This window comes from Micromonospora sp. NPDC049359 (assembly GCF_044466585.1).
Lineage (GTDB): Bacteria > Actinomycetota > Actinomycetes > Mycobacteriales > Micromonosporaceae > Micromonospora.
On sequence record NZ_JBITMW010000009.1, the window covers coordinates 15,940 to 42,277 of the forward strand.

Below are 26,338 nucleotides of genomic sequence, written 5' to 3' on the forward strand. Positions count from 1 at the left end.
GGTCAGCCCGTCGTCCGGTGGGGCGCGCCGGGCCGGGCGGCACGGACCGCGTCACGGTGCGCCCGCAGCGACTCGCCCATCTCGCCCAGGAACCGGTGCACGACCTCCAGCTCGTCGTCGTCGAAGCGGTCCATCACGGTGTCGGTACGGGCGCCCAGCGGCCGGAAGAACTCCATCGCGAGGGCGGCGCCCTGGTCGGCGTAGTGCAGCAGCACCTTGCGCCGGTCGGTGGTGTCCCGGTCGCGGCGGATGTGCCCGGCCCGTTCCAGGCGGTCGATCAGGGCGGTGACCGATCCGGAGGACAGGTTGAGCTGCTCGCCGAGGCGGCCGGGGGTGATCGGGTCGCCGAACAGTTCGGCGTCCATGACGGCGATCAGCGCGTTCAGGTCGGTCGGGTTGAGGCCGTGCAGGGTGGCGAAGGCGTGACCGACCTGCTGGGCGTCCACCGCGTACCGCCGGAGGTTGTTGGTGATCTCGGCGACCAGCTGCTCGCGGCGCGTGTCGCGCCGCCGGTACATGCCGTGAGTCGCCACGTCGCGCCGCTTCTCCCCGTCGTCGGTCTGCCGGGTTGCAGCATAGAGCAGCCGCCGATAATCTCGGCCATCAAGATACTTGGCTTTCGAAAGACCTAGGGGTCAGTGATGTCCGTCTTCAGCAGGGTCGCGCGGGGTCGGCTGGCCGCCTGGCTGACCGTCGCCGCCGCGCTCGTCGTCGCCGCGGTCGTCTTCGGTGTCCCGCGGCCGGACAATCCGACGCCGGTCTCCGCCACCGGCCTGGACGCCACCTGGCAGTCGACCCAGGTGCAACGTCTCCAGGACCAACTGCCCACCAGCGACGTCCAACCGGCCATCGTGGTCGTCAGCCGCGAGGGCGGCGGAGCGCTGAGCGACGCCGACCGGGCCGCCCTGACCTCCCGCTCCGGCGACCTGGGCCGGTTCGCGGTGGGCGGCCGGGTGAGCCCCCCACAGGTCTCCCCGGACGGTACGGTCGCGCTCGTCGCCGTCCCGCTGGACACCGCCGGTGGTCAGGAGGACGTCACCGCACGGGTCGCCGAGCTGCGCGACGCGCTGTCGGACCTGCCCGACCCGCTGGCCGCCGAGGTCACCGGCGCCCCCGCCCTCACCGCCGACCTGTCGTCGGTCTTCGAGGGCGCCGACGTCACCCTGCTCGCGGTGACCGCCGCCGTGGTCGCCCTGCTGCTGCTGGTCACGTACCGCAGTCCGTTCCTGTGGATCGTGCCGCTGGTCGTCGTCGCCGCGACCGAACAACTCACCCTGCGCGCGGTGGAGACGATCGTGCCGGCCGTCGGCATCAACCTCCAGCAGGGCCAGGTCACCGGCATCGCCAGCGTGCTGGTGTTCGGCGCCGCCACCGACTACGCCCTGCTGCTCATCGCCCGCTACCGGGAGGAGCTGCGGCGCGAGCAGGACCGCTTCGCGGCGATGCGGGCCGCGCTGCGCCGTACCGCCGAGCCGATCCTGGCCAGCGGCGGCACCGTGGTGCTCGGGGTGCTCACCCTGCTGCTCAGCGAGCAGGAGACGAACCGGGCACTGGCCGTGGCCTGTGCCACCGGGGTGGTCTTCGCCATGCTCTCGGCGCTGTTCGTGCTCCCCGCCGTGCTGGTGCTCTTCGGTCGCGGCCTGTTCTGGCCGTTCGTACCCCGGGTCGGCGGCCCGGCCCGGGAGGGCCGACTCTGGGGCCGGCTCGGCGGCCTCGTACGACGCCGACCGGTGGTGGTCGCGGCGCTGTCCACCGTGCTGCTCGGCGGCCTGGCCCTCGGTGGGCTCGGGATCCGCACCGGCCTGTCCGAGACCGAGCAGTTCCGGGCCGCGCCCGAGGCGGTGACCGGCGCGCAGACCCTGGCCCGCGCGTTCCCCGCCGGCAGCACCCAACCGGTCGCCGTGCTCACCACCCCGGCGGCGGTACGGGCGGTCACCGACGTCGCCGCCGCCGTACCCGGTGTCGCCTCGGCCCGACCGGGGGACGCCGGCCAGGCCGTCGCCCAGGTCGACGTGGTGCTGGACGCCGAGCCCGGCACGCCCGCCTCGGATCGTGCGATCGAGGCGCTGCGCGACGCGGTCGCCGCCGTTCCCGACTCCGCTCCCCCGGCCGTCAGCGGCGTCGAGTCGCCCGTCGGGGCGATCGTGGGCGGCTCGGTGGCCGCGACGTACGACTCCGACGAGGCCAATGACCGGGACCTGCGGCTCATCCTGCCGATCATCCTGCTGTTGGTCGGCGCGGTGCTGGTGCTGCTGCTGCGGGGCCTGGTCGCGCCGGTGCTGCTGGTGCTCACCGTGATCGCGTCGTTCTTCGCCAGCCTCGGCGCGGCGTGGCTGCTCTTCGACCACGTGCTGGACTTCCCGGCGCTGGACAGCGGCGTGCTGCTGCTCGCCTTCGTGTTCCTGGTGGCGCTCGGTGTGGACTACAACATCTTCCTGGTCACCCGGGCGCGCGAGGACGCCCGCAGCGCCGGCACCCGCGACGGCATGCTGTCCGCGCTGCGGGTCACCGGAGGTGTCATCACCAGCGCCGGGGTGCTGCTGGCGGCGGTGTTCGCCGTGCTGGGCGTGCTGCCGCTGATCACGCTGACGCAGATCGGCATCATCGTCTGCATCGGCGTGCTGCTGGACACGCTGCTGGTCCGTACGGTCCTGGTGCCGGCGCTGGCGTTCCTGCTGGGGGACCGCTTCTGGTGGCCGGGCCGCGTCGAGGCCGAGCCGGCCGTCGACGCCCCGGCAACGCGGGAGCCGGTGGCCGCCCGCGACTGACGCGCACGGAAAAGGGGCGGGGTCCACCCCCGCCCCTTTTCGTCGTGTTCAGTAGCCCAGGCAGACGCACTCGGTCATCAGCGCCCGCACGTTGCGCACGTACGACGGGTTCGGGATGGCCAGCGGCTCGCCCTCCTGCGCCACCGCCCCGTGCCCGAAGTTGTACGCGGCGATGACCGCGTTGAGCAGGCAGGAGTCCAGTTCGGCGGTGCACAGGTCCGCGTCGAGCCGGAAGTCGGACTCGAAGTACATGTCGCCGATGTACTTGGTCAGCCAGGCCAGGTAGTTGGCGCCCAGGTACGCGTTGTCCTGGTAGGCGGCGATGTCGTAGCTCTGGTCGAAGCGCTGGTTCATCCAGGTCGCGGTGGCCGGCATGACCTGCATCAGCCCGACGCCGCCGTCGCAGGCGTAGATGTTGGACTGCCAGCCGCTCTCCTGCCAGGCCGTGGCCTTGAGCAGGTTGAGCGGGATCTTGAGGTCAGGGGCGGAGCTGGGCCAGTAGGTGCGGGCGGCGGCCGCGGACAGCGCCGTCTTCACGTCGGCACGGCTCGCCTGCGTGCCCTTGTAGCTGGGCTTGCAGGACGAGGAGGCGGGCTTCGGTGGGGCCGGCGGGACCTTCGTCTCGGTGGGCGCCTTGGCGACCACCCGCGGCTTCGTGGGCGGCGACGTACGCGTCGGCTTCTTCGACGGCTTCGGGGAGGCCGACGCGCTGCGACTCGGGGCGGCGCCCATCGCCGCCACCCCGCTCGCTGAGGGGCTCGCCTCGACGGACGGCTCGTCGACCGGCTCGTCGACCGGCTCGTCGGTCGGCGCGTCGGTGACCGAGACGGGGGCGGCGGCCTGGTCCTGCGGGCGTTCCCCCTTGCCGGCACAACCCACGGTGCCGCCGGCGATCAGGAGGCCGGCGAGCACGAGCGCGCCCACCCGACCGGCTCGTTGACGCATGGTGATCCTCCCCCGTCGAACAGTCGCCGCAGATTAGCAAGGTTCGACGGGCCGGGGTTGCCCCTGCGACGGGCGGACCGGACCGCTCGACGGCTCCCGTCCGCCGACCGCACGGTCCCGGGTGGCCCAGGCGACCATGAACACCACCGTCCACAGCACGCCGAGCAGCACCGCCGCCGCCGTACCGCTCGCCGTGTCCAGGCCCAGGTACAGCCGGGCGACGCCGACCCCCAGCACGCCCGCCGCGGCGGCCGTCCACGCGGCCACCGCCACCGGCCAGCGCGCGTTGCGCGACACCAGCCAGGCGAGGGTGCAGAGGCTCGCCGCGACCACGGCGTTCTGGGTCGGGAACGGGACGGCCTCGTTCCCACCCGGGCCGCCGTGCGTGCCGGTCAACTCGGCCACCCCGGCCAGCACCACCAGCGGCACGAACGCGCCGACCGTGCCCACCACGCTCAGCAGGTCGGTACGCAGCGGGCGGCGACGCCACGCCAGTACCGCCGCCACCATCGCCACCAGCACGATCAGCGCCCACCCCCGTACCAGTGACACCACGACCAGGGTGGCGTCGGCGGCGTCCGGAGTGCGGCGGGCGGTGAACCAGACGTCGATCGCCCCGTCCAGGGCCGCCAGTCCGCTGTTGCGCACCACCACGGCGAGCAGGCCGGCGATGGCCAGCCCGGCGGCGAAGAGCAGCAGCAGCCCGACGGCCAGGTTGAGCAGCAGCGTCCAGGTCGGTCCGATCCGCATGGCCACCAGGAAGAACAGCACCCCGTAGCGGGCGCTGAGCCAGCGCACCGGCGGCAGCGCGGCGGCCCGCGACAGCAGCGCGCGCGCCGGGTCGGGGTTGCGCCCGAGCCACCGGCCGGCGAGCACCACCCCCAGCAGTCCCGCCAGCAACGCCAGTGCCGCGCCGGTGGCCCGACCGAGCACCCGGGAGACCGTGTCGTACGACTCACCGGCGAGGTGGCCGAGCAGGATCGAGCCGCCCACCCAGGTCGCCACCCCGGCCAGGTTCCAGACGGCGAACCGCCGGTACGGCATGCCGGCCGCGCCGGCCAGCCGGGGCACCAGGGTGCGGGCGAAGGCCACCCACCGCGCGGCGAACACGCCCCGCCCACCGAGGCGGGCGAGCATCGCGTCGGCCCTGCTCCACCGCTCGGGCCCGACCCGGTGACCCAGCCCGGCGCGCAGCCGGGGGCCGTAGCGCCGACCGGCGCGGAACGCCAGCGCGTCGCCGGCCAACGCCGAGACGATCATCGCGAGCAACGCCGGCCCGAGGCGCAAGGTACCGTTGTAGGTGAGGAAGCCGACGAGCAGCAGGGTAGCCTCACCCGGCACCAGCAGGCCGAAGATCACCGCGGTCTCGCCCGCCACGATCAGCGCGGCGACCAGGTAGATCCACAGGGTGGGCAGACCTTGCACCCAGGTCAGCAGGTCGTGCACTCAGGCCCCCGGGACACGGGAGCCAGCATGCCAGCCGGGGGAACCACCGGCACAGCGGTTTCACCATAGATCAGGGGCACCTGGGGGTGACCCCGACGCAGCCTGCGCGAGCGCAGGCGGAAGGATAGAGGGTATGCAGCTTCGCACCGACCTCCGCAATGTCGCCATCATCGCTCACGTCGACCACGGCAAGACCACCCTGGTCGACGCCATGTTGCGGCAGGCCGGCGCGTACGGCGCACGAGGCGAGAACACCGAGCGGGTGATGGACTCCGGCGACCTGGAGCGGGAGAAGGGCATCACGATCCTGGCGAAGAACACCGGCGTGCGGTACCTGCCCGCCGATGGTTCGGACCCGGTCACCATCAACATCATCGACACCCCGGGCCACGCCGACTTCGGCGGCGAGGTCGAGCGCGGCCTGACCATGGTCGACGGCGTGGTGCTGCTCGTCGACGCCAGTGAGGGCCCTCTCCCGCAGACCCGCTTCGTGCTGCGCAAGGCGCTGCGGGCCCGGATGCCGATCATCCTGGTGATCAACAAGGTCGACCGTCCGGACGCCCGGATCAAGGAGGTCGTGGACGACACCTACGAGCTCTTCCTCGACCTGGACGCCGACGAGGAGCAGATCGACTTCCCGATCGTCTACGCCTGCGCCCGGGACGGCATCGCCTCGCTGACCCAGCCGGCCGACGGCTCGGTGCCCGACGACAGCGACTCTCTGGAGCCGCTGTTCCGCACCCTGCTGGACACCATCCCGGCCCCCGCCTACGAGGACGACGCGCCCCTGCAGGCGCACGTCACCAACCTCGACGCGTCGCCGTTCCTCGGCCGGCTCGCGCTGTGCCGCGTCCGACAGGGCACCATCAGCAAGGGCCAGACCGTGGCCTGGTGCCGCACCGACGGCAGTACCCAGCGGGTCCGCATCTCCGAGATGTTGATGACCGAGGGTCTGGAGCGCAAGCCGGCCGAGACCGCCGGCCCGGGCGACATCATCGCCGTCGCCGGCATTCCGGAGATCATGATCGGTGAGACGCTCGCCGACGTGGAGAACCCGGTGGCGCTGCCGCTGATCACCGTCGACGAGCCGGCCATCTCGATGACCATCGGCACCAACACCTCGCCGCTGGTCGGCAGGGTCAAGGGCTCCAAGGTCACCGCCCGGATGGTCAAGGACCGCCTCGACAAGGAGCTGGTCGGCAACGTGTCGCTGCGGGTCCTGCCGACCGAGCGGCCGGACGCCTGGGAGGTGCAGGGCCGCGGCGAGCTGGCGCTGGCCATCCTGGTCGAGCAGATGCGCCGGGAGAGCTACGAGCTGACCGTCGGCAAGCCGCAGGTCGTCACCCGGGAGATCGACGGCAAGACCTGCGAGCCGGTCGAGCGGCTGACCATCGACGCCCCGGAGGAGTACCTGGGCGCGATCACCCAGCTCCTCGCGACCCGCAAGGGCCGGATGGAGCAGCTGGTCAACCACGGCACCGGCTGGATCCGGATGGAGTGGTTGGTGCCGGCGCGTGGCCTGATCGGCTTCCGCACCGAGTTCCTCACCGACACCCGGGGCACCGGCATCCTGCACCACGTCTTCGAATCGTACGAGCCGTGGTTCGGCGAGCTGCGCACCCGCAACAACGGGTCGCTCGTCGCCGACCGCTCCGGCGTGGTCACCGCCTTCGCGATGATCAACCTGCAGGAGCGCGGCCAGATGTTCGTCGAGCCGACCACCGAGGTGTACGAGGGCATGATCGTCGGCGAGAACTCCCGCTCCGACGACATGGACGTCAACATCACCAAGGAGAAGAAGCTCACCAACATGCGGGCCTCGACCTCCGACGAGACCGAGAAGCTGATCCCGCCGCGCAAGCTCTCGCTGGAGCAGGCGCTGGAGTTCTGCCGCGAGGACGAGTGCGTCGAGGTCACCCCGACCTCGGTGCGCATCCGCAAGGTGGTGCTCGACCAGCAGCAGCGCGGCCGGGCCGCCGCCCGCCGCAAGCACGCCGGCTGATCGACAACCGCACCGGGCGCGTCGGCCGCTTGCGGCCGGCGCGCCCGTGCGCTTCCCCGCCGGGGTACGTCCGCCCGACGCCGTCCTCCTCGACTACGGTCACCGGCATGACCTGGGATGATCTCGACGCCTTCCTGGACGCGGTGCCGGGCACCGTCTCGGCGTACGTGGGTCGACTCGACGCGCCCCCGAGCTGGACCCGCCACGCCCACGCCGGCCACTACGCCGCCAGCACCATGAAGGTGGCGGTGCTGGCGGCGCTGCACCGCGCCGCCGAGGCCGGCACGCTGGACCTGGACGCCGACGTCCCGGTGGTCAACGAGTTCGACTCGGCCCAGCCCGGCGCGCCCCGGTTCTCCTGCGCCCCGCACTACGACAACGACGACGCGGTCTGGGACCGGCTCGGCCGCACGGCGTCGCTGCGCTGGCTGGCCGAGCGGATGATCGTGCGGTCCAGCAACCTGGCCACCAACCTGGTCATCGGGCACGTCGGGCTGCCCGCGGTGGCGCAGGTGTGGGCCCTCGCCGACGCCCGCGACAGCGTCACCGGCCGCGGCATCGAGGACTTCGCGGCCCGCGACGCCGGCATCACCAACACCGTCACCGCCGCCGACCTGGCCGCCCTGCTGGGCGCGCTGGCCAGCGGCGTCACGACCCCCGGCCGTCTCGCCTCGCCGACCGGGTGCGCCGCCATGCTGGACGTGCTGCTCGCGCAGGAACACCGCGAGGACCTGGCCGCCGGCCTGCCCGAGGGCACCCGCATCGCGCTGAAGAACGGTTGGGTACGCGGTGTGCGGCACGGTGTCGGCGTGGTGCTGCCCGACGACGCCCCGCCGTACGTGATCGCCGTGTGCACCACCACCGACCTGGACGACGGCGACGACGACGCCTGTCGGCTGATCGCGCGCGTCTCGGCCCAGGTGTGGGCCGACCGGCACCGCCTCTGAGCCCGACGCCCTCACTCCAGCAGGTGCGCCCGCAACGCCTCGACCACGTCGTCGGTCAACCCCAACCCGTCGCGCAGGTACGCGTCGAACGAGCCGTGCACCCGGCGGACCTCCTGGTAGCCGGCGTCGAGGTACGCGGGGCGGACCTCCAGTACCGGCAGCACCGCGTCTACGTCCAGCGCGGGCTCGCGGCGGCGCATCGCCTCGACGATCACCGCGCGCAGGCTCTCGGTCAACGCGTTGTTGCGAAGGTAGTCGGCGCGGATCGCCTCCTCGTCGACTCCGAGCGCGGTGAGCAGGATGACGGTGAGCCAGCCGGTGCGGTCCTTGCCGGCCGAGCAGTGGTACAGCAGCGGCAGGTTCTCCGGGTCGGCGGCCAGGCGTACCGCCGCGCCGAAGTTCCGCCGGGCCGACTCGCCGGTGACGAACCACCGGTAGATCTCGGCCATCGCCCCCGCCGTGCCCTGCCGGGCCAACTCAGCGTACGCGTCGAGGTCGTGCCCGAGCAGCACCGCCGAGACGTACGTGAAGACCGGGTGTTCCGGATCGTGCACCGGCAGGTGCACCACCCGGGGCTCGCCGGCCAGCCGGTCGGGCGGCGCGACGTCGATCTCCGTGCCGTCGCGCAGGTCGACCACGCAGGCCGGCGCGAGTGTCGCGAGCACCGGTAGGTCGGCGTCGGTGAGCCGGCCCAGCGCCGGGGTGCGGACGAGCTGGCCGACGCGCACTCTGCGACCACCGGCGCCGACCAGGCCGCCCAGGTCACGGGCGTTCGGCGCGCCCACCAGTTGCCAGTCCCGTACGACCATCCGGCCCGCCCTCCCGCCGTGTTCCTGCGTATAGGGTGCCCCATATGACGATCTCGGCGGTACGCACCCACCGGGTTTCCGCCCCCTTACACACCCCGTTCGTCACGGCGCTGCGCCGCACCACCACGGTGGACACGTTGATCGTCGAGCTGGTCGACGCCGACGGTCGGTCCGGTTTCGGCGAGGCGCCGCAGGTGTGGCAGGTCACCGGCGCCTCGGTCGCCGGGGCCGAGGCCTGCGTCCGCGAACTGCTCGGTCCGCTGCTGTCCGGACGCGACCCGGACGACCTGGTGGCCCGCTGCGCCGAGGTGCAGCGGGCGGTGGTGGGCAACGAGGCGGCGAAGGCGGCGGTGGACGTCGCGCTGCACGACCTGGCGGCGCGGCGTTTGGGCGTACCCCTGGCGCGGTTGCTCGGCGGCACGACCCTGCGGGTCCCGACGGACGTCACCCTCGCCGCGGGCGACGCGGTCGACCTGGCGGCGGCCGCGCGCCAGCGGCGGGCCGACGGCTTCGGCGTGCTGAAGCTCAAGGTCGGCACGGACGCGGCCGGCGACCTGGACCGGGTACGGGCGGTACGCGCGGCGGTCGGCGCGGACGTGCGCATCCGGCTGGACGCCAACCAGGGCTGGACGCCGCGCGAGGCGGTCCGGGTGATCCGTGGCATCGAGGACGCCGGGCTGGACGTGGAGCTGGTCGAGCAGCCGGTGGCCCGCTGGGACCTGGACGGGCTGGCATGGGTCAGCGACCGGGTTTCGGTGCCGATCCTGGCCGACGAGGCGGTCTTCGGGGTCCGCGACCTGGTGGAGGTGATCCGCCGCCGGGCCGCCGACCTGGTCAACGTCAAGCTGGCCAAGTGTGGCGGGCTACACCCAGCGCGCACGCTCCTGGAGTTGGCCCGCGCGCACGGGCTCGGCACGGTGGTCGGGTCGATGATGGAGAGTCAGGTCGGCATCGGCGCGGCGGCGAGTCTGGTGGCCGCGTACGGCACCACGGCGGTCGCCGACCTGGACGCCGCGTGGTGGCTGGCCTGGTCGCCGGTGCAGGGCGGGATCCGCTACGAGGGGCCGACGGTGGTCCTACCGGACGCTCCTGGCCTGGGCATTTCCGGTCTGGCTGAAGTAAAGATGCAGACTCGTGGTTGAGCGCTGGCGGTTTTCTTCATAGGGTTGCCCCCAGACAGCCGACACGAGCTGGGGGTCGATGTGGAGCTTCAACCGGGCCGCGAGGCCGTCGTCCGGGTCGCGGTGGCGACGCTGTGGTCAGCGCCCGAGGCGGTCCGGACGGTCGACGGTCCCGCGCTCACGGCCGGCGTCGACATCCCGACCTGGGTCTCCGGCCTGGACACCGACCAGCAGGTCGGCGACTGCGTGTTGAGTCAACTCCTGCTCGGCGAGCGGGTGCTGATCGACGAGCTGCGCCCGGACGGCTGGGCCCGGGTCGTCGCCGTCGAGCAGCCGGCCGCCAAACTCGATCCCCGCGGCTACCCGGGCTGGCTCCCCGCCGACCAGCTGACCCCCACCGATCCCACCGTCAGCGGCGACCCGCTCGTCGTGGACGCCACCGTCACCGGGCTGCACGCCACCCCGGACGGGCCGGTCGTGCTGCCGGGAGTCGTCGTCGGCACCCGTCTCGTCCCGGCCGGTCCCGCCCGCGACGGCTGGCGGGCGGTCCACGTCCCGGGCCGGGCCGCGCCGCTCTGGCTGCCCGACGGGCACCTCGTCCCGCCGTCGAGCGGGCCAGCCAGCGCCGCCGACGCGCTCGCGGTGGCCCAGCGGCTGCTGGACGTGGCCTACATCTGGGGCGGGCTGTCGGCGTACGGCATCGACTGCTCGGGCCTCGTCCACCTGGCCTGGCGCCGGTTCGGGGTGCTCCTGCCCCGCGACGCCGACGACCAGGCGGTGGCGACGACCCCCCTCGACCTGGGCGCGGAGCGCCCCGGCGACCTCTACTTCTTCGCCCGTCCCGGCCGGAAGATCCACCACATCGGCATCGTCACAGCCGCCGCCGACGGCTCGACCGACCGGCGGATGCTGCACGCCTGCTACCGACGGCGGCGGGTGATCGAGGAGCCCCTACCGGCGGACCGGACGGCCACCCTGGTGGGCGTGCACCGGGTCTGACCGGCCGGCCCGTCGCGGCGCCGGCCTCAGCGCCGGGCCGCGGCCAGCTCGCGACGCCGGTCCCGGGCGGACTTGACCAGGCTCGCGACAGTGGCGACGCCCAGCGTGCCGATGATGACCAGCAGGGACAGCCAGATCGGGATGTGCGGCGCCCACCCGACGTGCTCCCCGCCGTTGATGAACGGCAGGTTGTTGTCGGCCAGCGCCTCCAACACGAGTTTGACGCCGATGAAGCCCAGGACGACGGCCAGTCCGTAGCTCAGGTAGATCAACCGGTCGAGCAGGCCGCCGAGCAGGAAGTAGAGCTGGCGCAGACCCATCAGCGCGAACACGTTCGCGGTGAAGACCAGGTACGGCTCCTGCGTGATGCCGAAGATCGCCGGAATCGAGTCCAGCGCGAAGATCAGGTCGGTGGTGCCGATCGCGATCATCACGATCAGCATCGGCGTGAACAGCCGTCGCCCGTTCTCGTGGGTCGTCAGCTTCGCGTCGTCGTAGCCCTTGGAGATCGGCAGCGCCCGGCGGCTCCACCGGATCAGGAGGTTCTCGGAGAACTCGTCCTCGTCCGGCTCACCCTGGCGGGCCAGGTTGATCGCCGTGTAGATGAGGAACGCGCCGAAGATGTAGAAGACCCAGGAGAACTGCGAGATCAACGCCGCTCCGGCGGCGATGAACCCGCCACGCATCACCAATGCCAGCACGATGCCGATGAGCAGCACCTTCTGCTGGTACTGCCGGGGCACCCCGAACCGGGCCATGATGATGACGAAGACGAAGAGGTTGTCCACCGAGAGGCTGTACTCGGTGAGCCAACCGGTGTAGAACTGCCCCGCCGAGCTGGCCCCGGAGGCCAGCCAGACACCGGCGCCGAAGAGCAGGGCGAGGCCGACGTAGAAGGCGACCCAGAGGCTCGACTCGCGCACGCTCGGCTCGTGCGGACGCCGACCGATGATCAGCAGATCGACGAGCAGCACCGCAGACAGTGCGACGAGGGTCCCCGCCCACACCAATCCGGACACGTCCAACGTTCATTCCTCCGGCAGACACGCGGCGTCGGGCACACCGTACGCCCCTGGCGGGGCCGGCGTGCCGCTGTCGCTCACTCTGGTGACTGTCGGAGGTCTCTTCCGCCCCCGACCCGCGAACGGGACGGCGACCGACGGAGCCGGGTCGGTCGCCGAGAATCCGGCGATCGTCCGTGCTGACGACTTCGTCGCGGGGGAATACTCCCCTCCTCGCGGACCATTGTTGCCCACCACGCGCCGTGATCACACCTGGGGCCCGGGGTGCCATCGCACACCCTCTTAGCCGTCCTAGGAGGCTAGCGTGTCGGGTGCGCTGATCGGGTCGGTGAACGACCAGCCGGACGCCAGCAGGTCGTCGCAGACCCGCACGGCCCGCGCCAGCCGCTCGGCGTGCGATCCGGTCAACTCCACCACCGGCACCCCCGACCCGGCCAACTCGTCGCGGAACCGGTCGGTCATCCAGGCCCGCAGGTGCTCACCGTCGCGCAACCCGTCGTCGGCGAACGGCACGCCCCGGTGGTCGGTCAGCAGGTACCGCGCCGGCCGGCGGGCCGCCGCCCGCACCTGCGGCGACGCGCTACCCAGGTAGCGCTCCTCCCAGACCGCGGTGGCCCGCGCGTCGGTGTCGCAGAACAGCAACGGCCCCGACGACCGGGCCGCCGCGTCCTCGGCCGCCTGCTGCTCGCGGACCACCTCGCGAAAGTCGTCGCGGTCCCAGCCGACGTCGAAGATCGTCGCCTCGGGCGAGCGCTCCCGCAGCCGGGCGAGCTTGCGGGCCGTCAACTCCCGGCCGTACTCGGGAACCCAGACGGTGCCGTAGTGCGCGGCGAGCGCCTCGGCCATCGTGGTGGTGCCCGTCGACTCGGCGCCGGCCACCACCACCCGCCGCACGAGAGCGGCCCGCACCGGCGGGCTCAGCCACCGCCAGTGACCCGCCGGGTCCGCGCGGACCGCCGTCCCGGAGACCGGCACGGTCCGCCGATCCGGATCGACCGACACGGGTACGGCCCCGAATCGGCGGGCCAACTCCGGTCCGTACGCCTCGGAGGAGAAGACGGCGTCCACCTGCTCCGGTCCGACCGCCTCGCGGAACACCGCGCAGTGCGCGTCCCAGACCGCCGGGTCGTCGTAGTCCACCGGATGGTCGTCGTACCGGCCGACGAACCGGACCCACGGTGTGTCCGCGTGCGCCTCGCGCAGCCAGTCCAGCCGGGCCGCGAGCGGGATGGACTCCCGACGCGACGGCGCCACCACCACCGTGACGGTGGCGCAGCGGGCGGCCGCCGCCGCGATCAGGGCATGGTGCCCGGCGTGCGGCGGATAGAACTTCCCCACCACCATCCCGTGCCCGAACTCGGGACGCCGCGCCTGCGCCGTCTCGCTCACGCGGTCACCGGGGTCGGGCCGGGCGGCGCCGGGGTAGCCGGGTCGAGTCGGCGCTCATCGGCCCGCCAGGCCCGCAACCCGACCACGCACAGCGCGAGGAAGACCAGGTACAGCACGGCCGTCAGGTGCAGCCCCTTGTAGGCGTACAGCGGGATGTAGATCAGGTCGGCCGCGATCCAGAGCCACCAGCTCTCCACCCGCTTGCGGGTCTGCCCGTACGTCGCCAGCAGGGACAGCGCCGTCGTCAGCGCGTCCGGCAGCGGCACCGTCGAGTCGGTGGCCCGGTCCAGCAGGACCCAGAGCCCGCCGGTGAGCAGCACACCCACGACCGCCAGCCACACCCACTCCCGTCGGCCGGTCCGGCTCACCGTCAGCCGGGTCCGGCGTTCGCCCCCGAACAGCCAGTGCCACCAGCCGTAACAGCCGAGCGCCACGTACACGACCTGGAGCCCGGCGTCGGCGTACAGCCCGGCCGTCCAGAACAGCAGCATGAGCAGCAACACGTTGGCGATGCCGATCGGCCAGTTGGCGACGCGCTGCCGGGCCACCAGCCACACGTTGAGCACTCCGGTGGCGAACCCCAGCAGCTCCGCCCAGGTCGTGCCGACGCCCCCGACCTGGAACGCGGTACCGGTAAGCCAGTCGATGATCATGTCGTCAGACCTTAGGACGTGTGTCGACGGCGGAACAGACCCCGCGGCACCCGCACGACCCCGGGCCGTGAAAGGCTTGCCGGCATGGTGCTTGAGGTCGCGCTGATCGACGTACTGCCCGGACACGAGGACGCGTTCGCCGCCGCGTACGGCGAGGGTCACCCGGTGCTGGCCGGGACGCCCGGCTGCCGCTCGGTGCGGATGACCCGGGGCATCGAGTCGCCCACCCGGTTCGTGTTGTTGGTGGAGTGGGACTCGGTCGAGGCGCACGAGAAGAACTTCCGGGACACCGACCGGTTCGCGCGGTGGCGCGCGCTCATCGGGCCGCACTTCGCCGGACCGCCGCTGGTCGAGCACTTCCTCGACGTACCGGCCTGAGTGGACCTGTCGTACCCCGCGGTTACCGTGCCTCCCGCACGCGCGGGTCGCCGGTCCCGACGGGCTCGGGGGCGCCGGGCCCGGTGGCCGCGCGGGCGAGTCCTACTGCCCGACGCGGCGGGCCAGGACGGTGACCGTCTCCTCCGGTGACAGCGCCGCCGCCAACAGCGCCTCGGTCATCCGCTCGTACCTGTCGACGTCGAGCACGGTCGCCAGGCGCACGTCGGTGGTCAACGCCTCCAGCATCACCGTCCGCGGGTCCTCCGGGTCGGGAAAGGCATACCAGGAGTACGGCGTGAGCGGGTGCAGCCCGCCGCCGGCCAGCCCGCGTGGCAGCAACCGCACCGTCACGTGCGCCAGCCCGGTCACCGCCACCAGGTGCCGTAGCTGCTCCCGCCAGACGTCGACCGGCAGGTCGCCCGGGTCGCATACCGCCTCGGCCAGCACCGCCGTGTAACGCGGCGGGTCGGCCCGGCGCAGCACCTCCTGGCGCAGCGCCCGCGCCCGCACCTCGGCCTCCACGTCGACCTCGGGCGTGAGCAGGACACCGGCGGCGACCCGCGAGCGCGCGTACGCCGCCGTCTGGAGCAGACCCGGCACGAGCGCCGGCTGGTACTCGACGATGTCGGCCGCGCCCGCCTCCAGCTCGGCGTACACGCGCTGCCGTTCGCTCATCTCGCCGAGCGCCTTCCACCAGCCACGGCTGGTGGCCGCGTCGCGGGCGATAACGATCAACGCGTCCCGGACCGGGTTGGGCACCTGGTAGACGTCGAGCAGATCCAGCACGTCGGCGAGATCCGGACGGCTCTGCCCCAGCTCGATGCGGGACAGCTTCGACGTCGAGGCCCAGCCCAACCGGTCGCAGACCTGTTCCAGGGTCAGCGCCTCGCGTCGGCGTAGCTGACGCAGCTCAGCGCCGAGGCGCGCGCGTCGAATGACAGGACTTGTTGGCAACGGCATCCCCGCCTCCCCATCGAGGGAGCGTACGCAGGACGATCACCCAGTGCAATAGCGCGGTGGCGCACCGCAACTGAGGCGGTCGCGCCATGCGGGGAATCCGATGCCGTCGAAGCCTCCCTTCCCTGCTCAGGGCTCAGGCCGGTAGGCGCGGTCAAGCCGGAACTCGGCTCAGGCCGGTAGGTGGCTCAGGGCCGGTAGGTGCCGAACGACCAGTGGATACCGGCGAGGTCACGGGCGGCGTAGTCGCGGGACCCGTAGTCGGTGTCGAACGGCTCCCGGGTGATGTCCGCTCCGGCGGCACGCGCTTGGGCGTAGTGGGCGTCGACGTCGGGCACGGCCACGTAGACGGACCAGTCGTCCTCGGCCGCCGGAGACGCCGGGCCCACCCGAGGACCCAGCATGATCATGCCGGTGTCGAGGACGAGTTCGGCGTGCGCGACCGTGCCGTCCGGCGCCTCGTGCACGGCGTGCACCTCGAAGCCGAACGCGGAACAGAGCCAGTCGATCGCGGCACGCGGATCGGGATAACGAAGGATCGGATAGACGGTTCGCATAGCGACAAGTCTCCGACCCGGAGTCGACCCCCCGATTGGACGAATGTGACCCGGGCAGCCCAACCTGCGCCGGGATCGCCGCGCTGGAGCGGCCCGACCCCCAGGTTCCCGCAAACCGGGCCGTCGGCGCGCTCAGGACGCCCCCACTTCCCTGAACCCGAGTCGATCGTGAACGTTGATCCACACCAGGTCGCCGACGTGGCGGCAACCGGGCGGTCGGACACCGCCAGATCGGCGATCTGGAGTTGACCATGCGCGGCTTCAGTGGCTGTCCGTCCGTCTCACGCGCCGACGACGTCACGTACCGACGGCGTCACGCGCCGACGACCTCACGCACCGACGGCCCCACGCACCGACGGCCTCACGCGGCGACGACGTCAGGTGCCGACGGCCCCACGCGCCGACGGCCTCACGTGCCGACGGCGTCTGACGTCAGACGGGGGAGCGTGCGGCGAGCAGCGCCGCCGGTGTGGCGCCGGCGAACTGGTGGAAGTCCCGGATGAGGTGCGACTGGTCGTAATAGCCACATCGGACGGCCACCTCGGCCCAGTCGACGGCCCGTCCACGTCCGGGCGGCGATCCGGTCGCGGCGGCATCGCGCAGCGCCGCGCGCGCGTGTTGGAAGCGCATCAACCGGGCCGCCGTCTTCGGTGGCAGGCCGACGTCCTCCCGGAACCGGGCCGCCAGATGTCGCCGGCTCCACCCCAGCTCGGCGGCGAGCTCGCCGACAGCGCCGCGCCCACCGCTGGCCGTGAGCCATCGCCAGGCCCAGTCGAGGCGGGCGTCGACGGGTGGGGACGCCGCCAGGCGGTCGGCGAGTGCCGCGTCCAGGAGCGCGAAGCGCTGCGGCCAGCCCCCGGCGTCGGCGAGCCGGCCCCGCAGCCGGTCGAGCCAGCCGCCCGGGAGCTGATCGAGGCCCACCGCCCGGTTGGTCAGCTCGACCAGCGGCAGCCCGAGGACACGCCGGGCGGTCAGCGGCGTCAGCAGCAGCTCCACGCCCTCCCCCACGCCCACCGTGCGGGTGGTGCACCAGCCGTCGAAGGTGCCGGCCACGAACGAGTCCACCCGCTCGACCCCGCGCTCGGCGCCGCGCGGATCGGCCACGTCCAGCGGCGCACCCCAGCCCAGGATCAGCACCACGAAGGCACCAGCGGTCTCCCGGCGGACCAGGGGGACGTCCGCGCGTTCCCGGTAGCCGATGTACCGGTCGACGAACGGACGCAGACGGAGCTCGGGCACTCCGAGGACCAGTTCGTCGTCGATCGGCGTCATCGCACCCGACCGCCCTTCCCGCTCGCCGCACGAACCAACCACCCGGCGCGTGGCCGAGACACGCCCGCCCATGCCGGTCAAGGGTGACCAGCTCGGCACGGAGATCAACCGCGAGCGGCTGCCGGGCGCTCCACACCACAACCACGCGCGGTCACACCGGGGCCGCCCGCGCCGAGCGCCAACCGTGCCACACCCGCCCACACCAAGCGCCAACCGTGCCACACCCGCCCACGCCGCTCGTGACCGTGTCGGTCGTGCGTGGGCGGGCCCGGCTGTCACTTCACGCCGGCGGCGTCCATCCCGCGTAGCTCCTTCTTCAGGTCGGCGACCTCGTCGCGGATCCGCGCCGCCAGCTCGAACTGCAGCTCACGGGCGGCGGCCAGCATCTGGTCGTTGAGCTCCTGGATGAGCTGGGCGAGGTCGGCGCGGGCCATCCCCTCCCGCGACGTGGTGGCGGCGGTCGACCGGCTGCGACTGCGCGTCTCCTTGACCGGCGCCTTACCCCGGGAAAGCTGGCGGACCGCACCGCCGACCCGGGAGCTCTCGGTGTCCTCCGCCTCGCGGTAGATGTCGTCCAGGATGTCGTGGATCTTCTTGCGCAGCGGCTCCGGACTGATGCCGTGCGCCTCGTTGTGCGCGATCTGCTTGGCGCGACGCCGGTCGGTCTCGTCGATCGCCGCCGCCATCGACGGCGTGATCTTGTCGGCGTACATGTGCACCTGGCCCGAGACGTTACGGGCGGCCCGCCCGATGGTCTGGATCAGGGACCGGCCACTGCGCAGGAAGCCCTCCTTGTCGGCGTCGAGGATCGCCACCAGTGACACCTCGGGCAGGTCCAGACCCTCACGGAGCAGGTTGATGCCGACGAGCACGTCGTACTCACCCTTGCGCAGCTCACGCAGCAGCTCGACCCGGCGCAGCGTGTCGACCTCGGAGTGCAGGTAACGCACCCGGACGCCGTTCTCCAGCAGGTAGTCCGACAGGTCCTCGGCCATCTTCTTGGTCAGCGTCGTGACGAGCACCCGCTCGTCCCGGTCGGTCCGCAGCTTGATCTCGTGCATGAGGTCGTCGATCTGGCCCTTGGTCGGCTTGATCACCACCTCCGGATCGACCAGACCGGTGGGGCGGATGACCTGCTCGACGAACTCGCCCTGGGCCTGCTCCAACTCCCACGTGCCCGGGGTCGCGGAGAGGCAGACCATCTGGCCGACCCGCTCCAGGAACTCGTCGAACCGCAGCGGCCGGTTGTCGGCCGCGCTGGGCAGCCGGAACCCGTGGTCGATGAGCATCCGCTTACGGGAGGCGTCACCCTCGTACATGCTGCCGATCTGCGGGATCGTCACGTGCGACTCGTCGACCACGGTGAGGAAGTCGTCCGGGAAGTAGTCGAGCAGGCAGTGCGGTGGGCTGCCGGGCAGCCGCCCGTCCATGTGCATCGAGTAGTTCTCGATGCCGGAGCAGAAGCCCACCTGGCGCATCATCTCGATGTCGTACGTCGTGCGCATCCGCAGTCGCTGCGCCTCCAGCAGCTTGCCCTGGCGCTCCAGCTCGGCCAGCCGCTCGGCCAGCTCCGCCTCGATGTCGCGGATGGCCCGCTCCATCCGCTCCGGGCCCGCCGCGTAGTGCGTCGCCGGGAAGATCACCAACTGGTCGACCTCGCGGACCACGTCACCGGTCAGCGGGTTGAGGTAGTAGAGCTTCTCCACCTCGTCGCCGAACAGCTCGATGCGGACCGCCAACTCCTCGTACGCCGGGATGATCTCCAACGTGTCACCGCGGACCCGGAACGTGCCCCGCTGGAAGGCCATGTCGTTGCGCGTGTACTGGATGTCGACGAGCCGGCGCAGCAACTGGTCGCGGTCGAGGTCCTGACCGACCTTCACCTTCACCGCCCGGTCCAGGTACTCCTCCGGGGTGCCCAGGCCGTAGATCGCCGAGACGGTGGCGACCACGATCACGTCACGCCGGGTGAGCAGCGACATCGTCGCCGAGTGCCGCAGTCGCTCGACCTCCTCGTTGATCGAGGAGTCCTTCTCGATGTAGGTGTCGGTCTGCGGGATGTACGCCTCGGGCTGGTAGTAGTCGTAGTACGACACGAAGTACTCGACCGCGTTGTGCGGCATCAGCTCGCTGAACTCCTTGGCGAGCTGCGCGCAGAGCGTCTTGTTCGGGGCGAGCACCAGGGTCGGGCGCTGCAGCCGCTCGATGAGCCACGCGGTGGTGGCGCTCTTGCCGGTGCCGGTCGCGCCGAGGAGCACCGAGGTCCGGTCGCCGCGCCGCACCCGGCGCTCAAGGTCGTCGATGGCGGCCGGCTGGTCGCCGGCCGGCTGGTATTCGCTGACGACCTGGAAGCGGCCGTCGAGCCGAGGAATGTCGAGCGCCATGACATCAACGGTACGCCGAAGGTCCGACATGTTCGGCCGTCGCGCAGGGTACGTGATCGGCTTCAATATTCCCATTGTGTGGCCCATGTCACCGGGACTACCCTCTTCGTGTAGGCCGCTCGCGGCGGCCGACCGGGCCGGTGGCCAGGCCGTCACATCACGGCCGGCCGCCCCCGGCACAGCGGTCGCAGCACCCGGCTCGTCCGGCGTGCGCACCCGTGTGGTCGCGCTCACGGCGCAGACCGGCCGCCGCGAGCGCCCCTGCTCCGCACTCCGGGCTCGTCACCCGATGCCGTCCCACCCGTTTCACATCCGTGGACACCTCTGGAGCCCCGGCGCCCTCCCCCGACACCACCCGGGTCGGCATCCCGGACCGCAGGGCTCGGCACGGCGTCAGGGACGGCCGGCCCAGCCGTGCCGAGGTCAGGGACCGGAGCACCCCCGTCGGCGATACCGGCCGCGGCGTCGGGTCGGCCCAGGCCAGGCGACGCCGGCGTACGCTGCTGCTCCTGCTCGCCCTGACCGCCGTGACGTCGGCGTCGGCGCTGGTGCTCGGGCTGCTGAGTTGGGCGCCCGACCCACCCGCGCCGGCCCGGCCGCTGACCGTCGCCGAGGCCGAGCGGCTGGCCGCCATGCGGGTCACCAACCTGCGGGACCTGCGCGCCGGTGTGCGCGTCACCGCCGGCGAGGGCGCCGCCCGTACCGAGCTGGTGGGCTGGGTGGACTGGTCGCGTTCCCTGCTCTACCTGGACGTCGGCGGGCCGGGGGCGGGCGCCGACCGGGGCCTGGTGCAGAGCGCCGGCCCGGTCCTGGTGGTCCGGCCGGACCCGACGGCCGTACCCACCCCGGCCGCGCCTCCGCTGGTGCCGCCGACGGACCGCTGGCGGCTGCGTCACCTGACACCCGGCACGCGCCTGGCGTCGGTCCTCGACCTGCTCCTCGGCCTCGCGGCCGACCGCCCGGACCCGATCCCGACCGCCGGTGACGCGCGCTGGATCGCCCAGGAGGTGGTCACGGCCGGGACGCTGGACGTACTCCAGGCGTCGCTGGGCGCCGCGACGCCCACCGCCGCCAGCACCGCGGCACCGGCCAGCACCGGGGCACCGGCCAGCACCGCGGCAGCCGCCAGCACCGGGGCCGGCACGCCGGCGGCCGGCAGCCACGAGGCCCGGTACTGGCTCGACCGGGACGGCCGACTGCACAAGCTGGTGACACGTCTACCCGGCGTCGGGCCGCTCACGGTGCTCCTCGACCGGATCGACCGTCCCACGCTGCATCCGGTGGACGCGCTCGGCGGCCGACCCGGCCTGCCCCGGGCGCTCACGGAGGCCGAGCAGCGGAGGTGGAACGCGCTGCCGGCCCGGCTGCGCGGCCAGGGCGGCGCCACGCTGACGCTGGCCGCGCCGGTGGGCGTCGAGGTCAACCTGCGGGGCGCCGGTTGGCTGGGCTGGTCCGCCCGTACCGCCTACCTGGCGGTCGCCGACCTGGGCGTACCCGATCGCCGGACCCTCCTGCACCGCGACGCCGCCGGCCTGTCCCGTACCGACGTGCCCGCCGACGCCGGTGGCGGTGGCACGGCCGAGACGCCCGGTCGGCCGCCGTTCCCGGTCCCCGCCGGCACGTGGCGGACCACCCGGTCCGCCCGCGACGACCTGGACCTGCTGGTCGACGCCGCGGTGGCCGCCGCCGACCCGGCGGCCCGGCGTGGCGCCCCCGTGCGCCTCCGTGAGGACCTCGCCGACGGGCGGACGGTGGACGTCGTGGAGTTCCGCAGTGGCGCCGCGCGGCTGCGCTACTGGATCGACCGGGACGGGTTGCTGCGCCGGGTGGAGCTGCTCACCGGCCCCGGCGCGTGGGCACAGCTGGACCTCTCTCCCGCCGTGGTGCCCCGCCTCCCGCCGCCACCGCGCGCCGCCGGTCGACCGCCCGCAACACGCTGACCAGGGGTCAGGGCCGCCAGTCGGTCTGCGCGGCCCACCGCTCGGCCCGCAGGTGCTCCTCGTCGAACCAGGGGTCGCGGGCCGTGCCGGAGTCACCGACGTGCGGCGCCGCGTCCACCAGATCGCGCTTGAGCAGCAGGTACGCCGCCCGTCGATCCGGGTCGGCGCGCAGGTGGTCCCGCACCAGCAACGCGTACCGCCAGCCGGGCGAGTCCGCCGCCCGTACGTGCAGCCGCACCGGGCGACCTGGGTCGGCGCTGCCGTGCAGCCGCTTCTCCCACCGCCCCCGGCCGGCCGGACGCGGATCGTCCCACCAGTGCCCCGGGACCCGGGGGAACCCCGCGCCCGCCAGCCGCTCGGCCAGCGGCCCGTCGGCGTCCGCGAGGCTGGGCACGGCGAGCTGCACGTCGATGACGTCGGCGGCGGCCAGGCCGGGCACCGCCGTCGCGCCGATGTGGTCGATCCGCAGGTCCGCCGGGGCGACCGCGTGGCGGATCCGGGCGGCCAACCGCGCGTACTGCTCGGGCCAGCTCGCGTCGGCCTCCGCCGCGTCGTCGCGCGCGGGCGGCGACGCGACCCGCCGCTGCCGCAGATTGTGCTCGTAGGGTCGCAGCCGCTGCCGCCACAGCGTGTCCACGGCGTCGTGCAGCGCCGCCAGGCTGCCGTCGTTGGTCACCACCACGTCGGCGACCGCCCGCCGGCGATCGTCGTCGGCCTGCGCGGCGATCCGCCGCTCGGCCTCCGCGCGGGTCATGCCCCGGTCGCGCGTCAGTCGCTCCAGCCGGGTCCGCACGGCCGTCTGCACCACGACCACCAGGTGGTACGTCGGCGCGAGCCCCACCTCCACCAGCAGCGGTACGTCGTTGACGACGATCGCGTCCGGCGCCGCCGCCGCGACCAGCTCGGCGGTACGCGCCCGTACCCGCGGGTGGGTGATCGCCTCCAGCCGGCGGCGGGCGGCCTCGTCGGAGAACACCAGCGCGCCCAGCGCGGCGCGGTCCAGCGCGCCGTCGGCGTCCAGTACCCCGGCGGAGAAGGCGGTGACGATCTCCGCGAGGCCCTCGGTGCCCGGCGCGACGACCTCCCGGGCGACCTGGTCGGCATCGACGAGCACCGCGCCCAACTCCACCAACCGCGCGGCCACCGCGCTCTTGCCCGACCCGATCCCGCCGGTCAAACCCACCCTCAGCACCAGGACAGTCAACCGGATCGCGGGCCACCGGCCAAACAGGCCCGTCCCGCCCGGTGCCGTCGCACACCCCGGGCCAGACCCCGCGCCGCTCGCGAGAGCGCGGCGCCACGTGCGACACGGCCGGTGGGTACGACGAAGGCCCCGCCTCCGGCGATCCGAGGATCGCGGGAGACGGGGCCTGCCGTCGTTCAGCGGGTCACTTACCGCCGGCGAGCTTCTCCCGCAGAGCGGCGAGCGCCTCGTCGGTGGCCAGGGTGCCGGCCGGCTCCTCGTTCTGCCGGCTCGGGGCCGGGCTGGACGAGGAGGTGGTGCCGCCAGTGGCAGCCGGGACGGCGGGGGCCGGGTTGGCAGCGGCCTCGGCGTCGGCGGCGCGAGAGGTCTGCACCTGCTTGGTGTGGGCCTCCCAACGCTGACGGGCCTCGGCGTACTGGTTCTCCCAGGTCTCGCGCTGCTTGTCGTACCCCTCGAGCCACTCGCCCGTCTCCGGGTCGAAGCCCTCCGGGTAGATGTAGTTGCCCTCGGTGTCGTACGTCGCGGCCATGCCGTAGAGGGTCGGGTCGAAGTGCTCCTCGCCCTCGACGAAGCCCTCGTTGGCCTGCTTGAGCGACAGGGAGATCCGGCGACGCTCGAGGTCGATGTCGATGACCTTGACCATGACCTCGGAGCCGACCTGGACGACCTGCTCCGGGATCTCCACGTGGCGCTCGGCCAGCTCGGAGATGTGGACCAGGCCCTCGATGCCGTCGTCCACCCGGACGAAGGCACCGAACGGAACCAGCTTGGTGACCTTACCCGGCACGATCTGCTGGATCGCGTGGGTGCGGGCGAACTGCCGCCACGGGTCCTCCTGCGTCGCCTTCAGCGACAGGGAGACACGCTCGCGGTCCAGGTCGACGTCCAGGACCTCGACCTCGACCTCCTGGCCCACCTCGACGACCTCGGACGGGTGGTCGATGTGCTTCCAGGACAGCTCGGAGACGTGCACCAGACCGTCGACGCCGCCGAGGTCCACGAAAGCGCCGAAGTTGACGATCGAGGACACGACGCCCTTGCGGACCTGGCCCTTCTGCAGCTTGTTGAGGAACTCGGTACGCACCTCGGACTGCGTCTGCTCGAGCCAGGCACGGCGGGACAGCACCACGTTGTTGCGGTTCTTGTCCAGCTCGATGATCTTGGCTTCGAGCTCACGCCCGACGTACGGCTGCAGGTCACGCACGCGCCGCATCTCGACCAGGGACGCGGGCAGGAAGCCGCGCAGGCCGATGTCGAGGATGAGACCACCCTTGACGACCTCGATGACAGAGCCGCGGACGACGCCGTCCTCGTCCTTGATCTTCTCGATCGTGCCCCAGGCCCGCTCGTACTGCGCCCGCTTCTTGGAGAGGATCAGACGCCCCTCCTTGTCCTCCTTCTGGAGGACCAGGGCCTCGATGTGGTCGCCAACCGTCACAACCTCGGCGGGGTCCACGTCGTGCTTGATCGACAACTCACGAGAGGGAATGACACCCTCGGTCTTGTAGCCGATGTCGAGCAGGACCTCGTCCCGATCGACCTTGACGACGGTGCCTTCGACAATGTCGCCGTCGTTGAAGTACTTGATGGTCTCGTCGATCGCGGCGAGGAAAGCCTCCTCGGAACCGAGATCGTCGTGGGTGACCCGGGTGGCGCTCGAGGGGGCCTCGATGCTGCTCGTCATGTGGGCGGTTGCTCCGGTCGGTGGGTTGTCACAGCAGGCTGGTGTGTCGCAGTGACCTGTTCGCGCCAGCGGATCCGCCGCCGGGCACACCGAACGATCGCCTAGTGAGATCATGATGTGGCTCCGACGACCGCGCACCTGCTCCCTGCCGAGGCAACGCGATCCGCGAGCGCATCGTCTAGCCTACCGTGCGCATTACCACAGCGTGCAAGCCCTCCCGCCTCCTCGCCGCGCGATGACCTGCGAAAGCCGAACAATCGCCCGGAAATGACCCCTGCTGTCTCGTAGGTCACAGCGGACCCAGCCGTCGGCTGGTCGGACCCGGTTTGACCGACTCGGCTTCCTGGAAACCGGGCCATCCCGCCGCCCCGGAGACCCCGATTTCCCCGAAGCCGGACGCGCCGCCGCCCCAATGGGGTGGGTGGGGCCTAGCGTGAGCGGGTGGATGACGACAGCCGGGTGACCCGGCGCGGCGTGGGTGACGCCGAGGTCCGGCGGGCCAACCGTGGCTGGTGGGACACCGACGCCGACGACTACCAGGCCGAGCACGGCGCGTTCCTCGGCGACGTGGACTTCGTCTGGTGCCCGGAGGGGTTGCGCGAGGCGGACGCCCACCTCCTCGGCGACGTGTCGGGACGACGGGTGCTCGAGGTGGGTTGCGGCGCCGCCGCGGCCGCCCGCTGGCTCGCCACCCAGGGCGCGCGGCCGGTCGCCTTCGACCTGTCCGCCGGCATGTTGCGGCACGCCGCCAAGGCGGCCGAGGCCACCGGGGTACGCGTCCCGCTGGTGCAGGCCGACGCGCTCGCGCTGCCCTTCGCCGACCGGTCGTTCGACGTGGCCTGCACGGCGTTCGGGGCGATCCCGTTCGTGGACGATTCGGCGGCCCTGCTCGCCGAGGTGCACCGGGTGTTGCGTCCGGGCGGCCGGTGGGTGTTCTCGGTGACCCACCCGATCAAGTGGGTATGATCTTGCAAGATGGAAATTGTTCCCTGGCCACGACTAGTCACACGGCGGCTGGACGGCGGGCGACGAAGATGGCGGTGCCGGGGAAGAGCCGGCCACGTAGCGGGCTCCACTGGCCCCAAATCCCCTCGTGTCCCGGCGGCCACTCCGGTTCGACTACGTCGCAGAGAATGAAGCCCGAGGCCGCAAGCTCTCGGACCCGATCACCGAAGGTGCGGTGCGCCTCGACGTAGGTAGGCACTCCTGCCGAGTCTTGTTCGACGTACGGACGGCGGTCGAAGTATGAGTGGACAGCCGTCAGGCCGGCCTCGCCCGGATCGTCGAGAAAAATCCAGCGCATCGGGTGAGTAACTGCAAAGACCCATGCCCCACCGGGGCGCAGCACCCGGAACACTTCGCGCATGAGCGCTTCGGAGTCTGCGACGAACGGGACAGCACCGAAGGCGGTATGCACCGTATCGAAGGTGCCCGCCGGGAAAGGCATCGCCAGGGCGTCAGCTTGTACGAGCGGCACATGCACCCCCGAGCGTTCAGCGGCCAGCCGGGCGTGCCGCAACATGCCGGCGGACAGGTCCAGTGCCGTAACGTCGGCCCCTTGGCCGTCTAGCCAGCGTGACCCCGCAGCCGCGCCGCACCCTATCTCTAGGACCCGTGTTCCCTTGACATCGCCGAGCAGCCTCGCGTCCCCTTCGCGTAGACCCTCGGGGCACCACACGAGGTCAACGTCTCCGAGGAAAGCGCCGTGCTCTGCCTGATAGCTGTCAGCGTCCTCGTCCCACCAATGCCGGCTCGCCGCCCTGCCTTCTACGGCTGAAACAGCGCGGCGAGTGACACGGGCTTCGGAAGGCGTTGGGGGGTCGGTCATCCTGGTAACGGTACGGATGGTGGCAGCCGGCAT

General features: G+C 72.4%; 21 protein-coding genes and 1 pseudogene. 8 read left to right on the top strand and 14 right to left on the bottom strand.

The window, feature by feature from the left end:
• Positions 1-2: 2 nt before the first annotated feature.
• Complete coding sequence (locus ACIBTX_RS20775) at positions 3-518, bottom strand: MarR family transcriptional regulator (protein ID WP_357127345.1); 516 nt, start codon at positions 516-518, stop codon at positions 3-5.
• Between the two features lie 123 nt (positions 519-641).
• On the opposite strand from ACIBTX_RS20775, the gene ACIBTX_RS20780 reads away from it, so the two are divergent.
• A complete protein-coding gene (locus ACIBTX_RS20780) occupies positions 642-2,768 on the top strand; it encodes an MMPL family transporter (RefSeq protein ID WP_396832849.1) in 2,127 nt (708 codons plus the stop codon).
• Between the two features lie 48 nt (positions 2,769-2,816).
• On the opposite strand, the gene ACIBTX_RS20785 is transcribed toward ACIBTX_RS20780, so the two are convergent.
• Entirely contained in the window at positions 2,817-3,713 is an 897-nt protein-coding gene (locus ACIBTX_RS20785; protein WP_396832850.1) for a transglycosylase SLT domain-containing protein, read from the bottom strand.
• Positions 3,714-3,746: 33 nt separating this feature from the next.
• Positions 3,747-5,159 carry a DedA family protein gene (locus ACIBTX_RS20790; protein ID WP_357127271.1) on the bottom strand — a complete coding sequence of 471 codons (1,413 nt, stop codon included), beginning with the start codon at positions 5,157-5,159 and terminating at the stop codon, positions 3,747-3,749.
• A 133-nt stretch (positions 5,160-5,292) separates the two neighbouring features.
• Here ACIBTX_RS20790 and typA point away from each other — a divergent pair, with 133 nt between their 5' ends.
• Both typA and ACIBTX_RS20800 read left to right on the top strand, forming a co-directional pair.
• The gene (typA, locus tag ACIBTX_RS20795) at positions 5,293-7,161 is read left to right on the top strand and encodes a translational GTPase TypA (RefSeq protein WP_357127268.1); all 1,869 of its coding nucleotides are present in this window, start codon (positions 5,293-5,295) and stop codon (positions 7,159-7,161) included.
• Positions 7,162-7,268: 107 nt separating this feature from the next.
• Positions 7,269-8,108, top strand: coding sequence for a serine hydrolase (locus ACIBTX_RS20800; RefSeq protein WP_357127265.1), 840 nt, complete (start codon positions 7,269-7,271; stop codon positions 8,106-8,108).
• An 11-nt stretch (positions 8,109-8,119) separates the two neighbouring features.
• On the opposite strand, the gene ACIBTX_RS20805 is transcribed toward ACIBTX_RS20800, so the two are convergent.
• Entirely contained in the window at positions 8,120-8,917 is a 798-nt protein-coding gene (locus ACIBTX_RS20805; RefSeq protein WP_396832851.1) for a tyrosine-protein phosphatase, read from the bottom strand.
• A 44-nt stretch (positions 8,918-8,961) separates the two neighbouring features.
• Between ACIBTX_RS20805 and ACIBTX_RS20810 the strand changes: the two genes are divergently transcribed.
• Both ACIBTX_RS20810 and ACIBTX_RS20815 read left to right on the top strand, forming a co-directional pair.
• Positions 8,962-10,059 (top strand): dipeptide epimerase, encoded by a 1,098-nt coding sequence (locus ACIBTX_RS20810; protein ID WP_357127259.1) that lies wholly within the window; start codon positions 8,962-8,964, stop codon positions 10,057-10,059.
• A gap of 60 nt (positions 10,060-10,119) precedes the next feature.
• Complete coding sequence (locus tag ACIBTX_RS20815; protein ID WP_357170814.1) at positions 10,120-11,037, top strand: NlpC/P60 family protein; 918 nt, start codon at positions 10,120-10,122, stop codon at positions 11,035-11,037.
• Positions 11,038-11,063: 26 nt separating this feature from the next.
• Here the strand turns inward: ACIBTX_RS20815 and ACIBTX_RS20820 are convergent, their stop codons facing one another.
• From ACIBTX_RS20820 to pnuC, 3 genes are all read right to left on the bottom strand, one after another.
• A complete protein-coding gene (locus tag ACIBTX_RS20820) occupies positions 11,064-12,062 on the bottom strand; it encodes a TerC family protein (protein ID WP_357127253.1) in 999 nt (332 codons plus the stop codon).
• A 288-nt stretch (positions 12,063-12,350) separates the two neighbouring features.
• The gene (locus ACIBTX_RS20825; RefSeq protein WP_396832852.1) at positions 12,351-13,448 is read right to left on the bottom strand and encodes an AAA family ATPase; all 1,098 of its coding nucleotides are present in this window, start codon (positions 13,446-13,448) and stop codon (positions 12,351-12,353) included.
• The gene (gene pnuC, locus ACIBTX_RS20830) at positions 13,445-14,101 is read right to left on the bottom strand and encodes a nicotinamide riboside transporter PnuC (RefSeq protein ID WP_357127246.1); all 657 of its coding nucleotides are present in this window, start codon (positions 14,099-14,101) and stop codon (positions 13,445-13,447) included. Before pnuC ends, ACIBTX_RS20825 begins: the two co-directional genes overlap by 4 nt.
• Positions 14,102-14,185: 84 nt before the next feature.
• Between pnuC and ACIBTX_RS20835 the strand changes: the two genes are divergently transcribed.
• On the top strand, positions 14,186-14,479 hold the full coding sequence (locus ACIBTX_RS20835; RefSeq protein ID WP_357127243.1) for an antibiotic biosynthesis monooxygenase family protein: 294 nt from the start codon (positions 14,186-14,188) through the stop codon (positions 14,477-14,479).
• A gap of 102 nt (positions 14,480-14,581) precedes the next feature.
• Here ACIBTX_RS20835 and ACIBTX_RS20840 read toward each other — a convergent pair whose 3' ends face one another.
• From ACIBTX_RS20840 to uvrB, 4 genes are all read right to left on the bottom strand, one after another.
• Positions 14,582-15,439 carry a helix-turn-helix transcriptional regulator gene (locus ACIBTX_RS20840; RefSeq protein WP_357127240.1) on the bottom strand — a complete coding sequence of 286 codons (858 nt, stop codon included), beginning with the start codon at positions 15,437-15,439 and terminating at the stop codon, positions 14,582-14,584.
• A gap of 185 nt (positions 15,440-15,624) precedes the next feature.
• Positions 15,625-15,993 (bottom strand): VOC family protein, encoded by a 369-nt coding sequence (locus ACIBTX_RS20845; RefSeq protein WP_363660735.1) that lies wholly within the window; start codon positions 15,991-15,993, stop codon positions 15,625-15,627.
• Between the two features lie 432 nt (positions 15,994-16,425).
• A complete protein-coding gene (locus tag ACIBTX_RS20850) occupies positions 16,426-17,265 on the bottom strand; it encodes a helix-turn-helix domain-containing protein (protein ID WP_357170810.1) in 840 nt (279 codons plus the stop codon).
• A gap of 275 nt (positions 17,266-17,540) precedes the next feature.
• Positions 17,541-19,649, bottom strand: a complete 2,109-nt coding sequence (gene uvrB / locus ACIBTX_RS20855) for an excinuclease ABC subunit UvrB (RefSeq protein ID WP_357170808.1) — start codon at positions 19,647-19,649, stop codon at positions 17,541-17,543.
• A 314-nt stretch (positions 19,650-19,963) separates the two neighbouring features.
• Here uvrB and ACIBTX_RS20860 point away from each other — a divergent pair, with 314 nt between their 5' ends.
• Positions 19,964-21,589, top strand: coding sequence for a hypothetical protein (locus ACIBTX_RS20860; RefSeq protein ID WP_363660736.1), 1,626 nt, complete (start codon positions 19,964-19,966; stop codon positions 21,587-21,589).
• A 7-nt stretch (positions 21,590-21,596) separates the two neighbouring features.
• On the opposite strand, the gene coaE is transcribed toward ACIBTX_RS20860, so the two are convergent.
• Positions 21,597-22,781 (bottom strand): dephospho-CoA kinase, encoded by a 1,185-nt coding sequence (gene coaE / locus ACIBTX_RS20865; protein WP_357170804.1) that lies wholly within the window; start codon positions 22,779-22,781, stop codon positions 21,597-21,599.
• Positions 22,782-22,977: 196 nt separating this feature from the next.
• The gene (rpsA, locus tag ACIBTX_RS20870) at positions 22,978-24,477 is read right to left on the bottom strand and encodes a 30S ribosomal protein S1 (RefSeq protein ID WP_357127222.1); all 1,500 of its coding nucleotides are present in this window, start codon (positions 24,475-24,477) and stop codon (positions 22,978-22,980) included.
• A 441-nt stretch (positions 24,478-24,918) separates the two neighbouring features.
• Here rpsA and ACIBTX_RS20875 point away from each other — a divergent pair.
• Positions 24,919-25,440 (top strand): annotated as a pseudogene (locus tag ACIBTX_RS20875) (class I SAM-dependent methyltransferase); the annotation flags it as partial.
• A gap of 40 nt (positions 25,441-25,480) precedes the next feature.
• Here the strand turns inward: ACIBTX_RS20875 and ACIBTX_RS20880 are convergent.
• On the bottom strand, positions 25,481-26,305 hold the full coding sequence (locus ACIBTX_RS20880; protein WP_396832853.1) for a class I SAM-dependent methyltransferase: 825 nt from the start codon (positions 26,303-26,305) through the stop codon (positions 25,481-25,483).
• Between the last annotated feature and the right edge of the window lie 33 nt (positions 26,306-26,338).

Bases quoted from the DNA above. Each gene is read 5' to 3' on its own strand.
- ACIBTX_RS20810 (WP_357127259.1), top strand. From the start codon at position 8,962: ATGACGATCTCGGCGGTACGCACCCACCGGGTTTCCGCCCCCTTACAC.
- ACIBTX_RS20785 (WP_396832850.1), bottom strand. From the start codon at position 3,713: ATGCGTCAACGAGCCGGTCGGGTGGGCGCGCTCGTGCTCGCCGGCCTC.
- ACIBTX_RS20880 (WP_396832853.1), bottom strand. From the start codon at position 26,305: ATGACCGACCCCCCAACGCCTTCCGAAGCCCGTGTCACTCGCCGCGCT.
- ACIBTX_RS20775 (WP_357127345.1), bottom strand. From the start codon at position 518: ATGTACCGGCGGCGCGACACGCGCCGCGAGCAGCTGGTCGCCGAGATC.
- ACIBTX_RS20805 (WP_396832851.1), bottom strand. From the start codon at position 8,917: ATGGTCGTACGGGACTGGCAACTGGTGGGCGCGCCGAACGCCCGTGAC.
- rpsA (WP_357127222.1), bottom strand. From the start codon at position 24,477: ATGACGAGCAGCATCGAGGCCCCCTCGAGCGCCACCCGGGTCACCCAC.
- ACIBTX_RS20840 (WP_357127240.1), bottom strand. From the start codon at position 15,439: ATGCCGTTGCCAACAAGTCCTGTCATTCGACGCGCGCGCCTCGGCGCT.
- ACIBTX_RS20850 (WP_357170810.1), bottom strand. From the start codon at position 17,265: ATGACGCCGATCGACGACGAACTGGTCCTCGGAGTGCCCGAGCTCCGT.
- typA (WP_357127268.1), top strand. From the start codon at position 5,293: ATGCAGCTTCGCACCGACCTCCGCAATGTCGCCATCATCGCTCACGTC.
- ACIBTX_RS20780 (WP_396832849.1), top strand. From the start codon at position 642: ATGTCCGTCTTCAGCAGGGTCGCGCGGGGTCGGCTGGCCGCCTGGCTG.
- ACIBTX_RS20800 (WP_357127265.1), top strand. From the start codon at position 7,269: ATGACCTGGGATGATCTCGACGCCTTCCTGGACGCGGTGCCGGGCACC.
- ACIBTX_RS20845 (WP_363660735.1), bottom strand. From the start codon at position 15,993: ATGCGAACCGTCTATCCGATCCTTCGTTATCCCGATCCGCGTGCCGCG.
- ACIBTX_RS20835 (WP_357127243.1), top strand. From the start codon at position 14,186: ATGGTGCTTGAGGTCGCGCTGATCGACGTACTGCCCGGACACGAGGAC.
- pnuC (WP_357127246.1), bottom strand. From the start codon at position 14,101: ATGATCATCGACTGGCTTACCGGTACCGCGTTCCAGGTCGGGGGCGTC.
- uvrB (WP_357170808.1), bottom strand. From the start codon at position 19,649: ATGGCGCTCGACATTCCTCGGCTCGACGGCCGCTTCCAGGTCGTCAGC.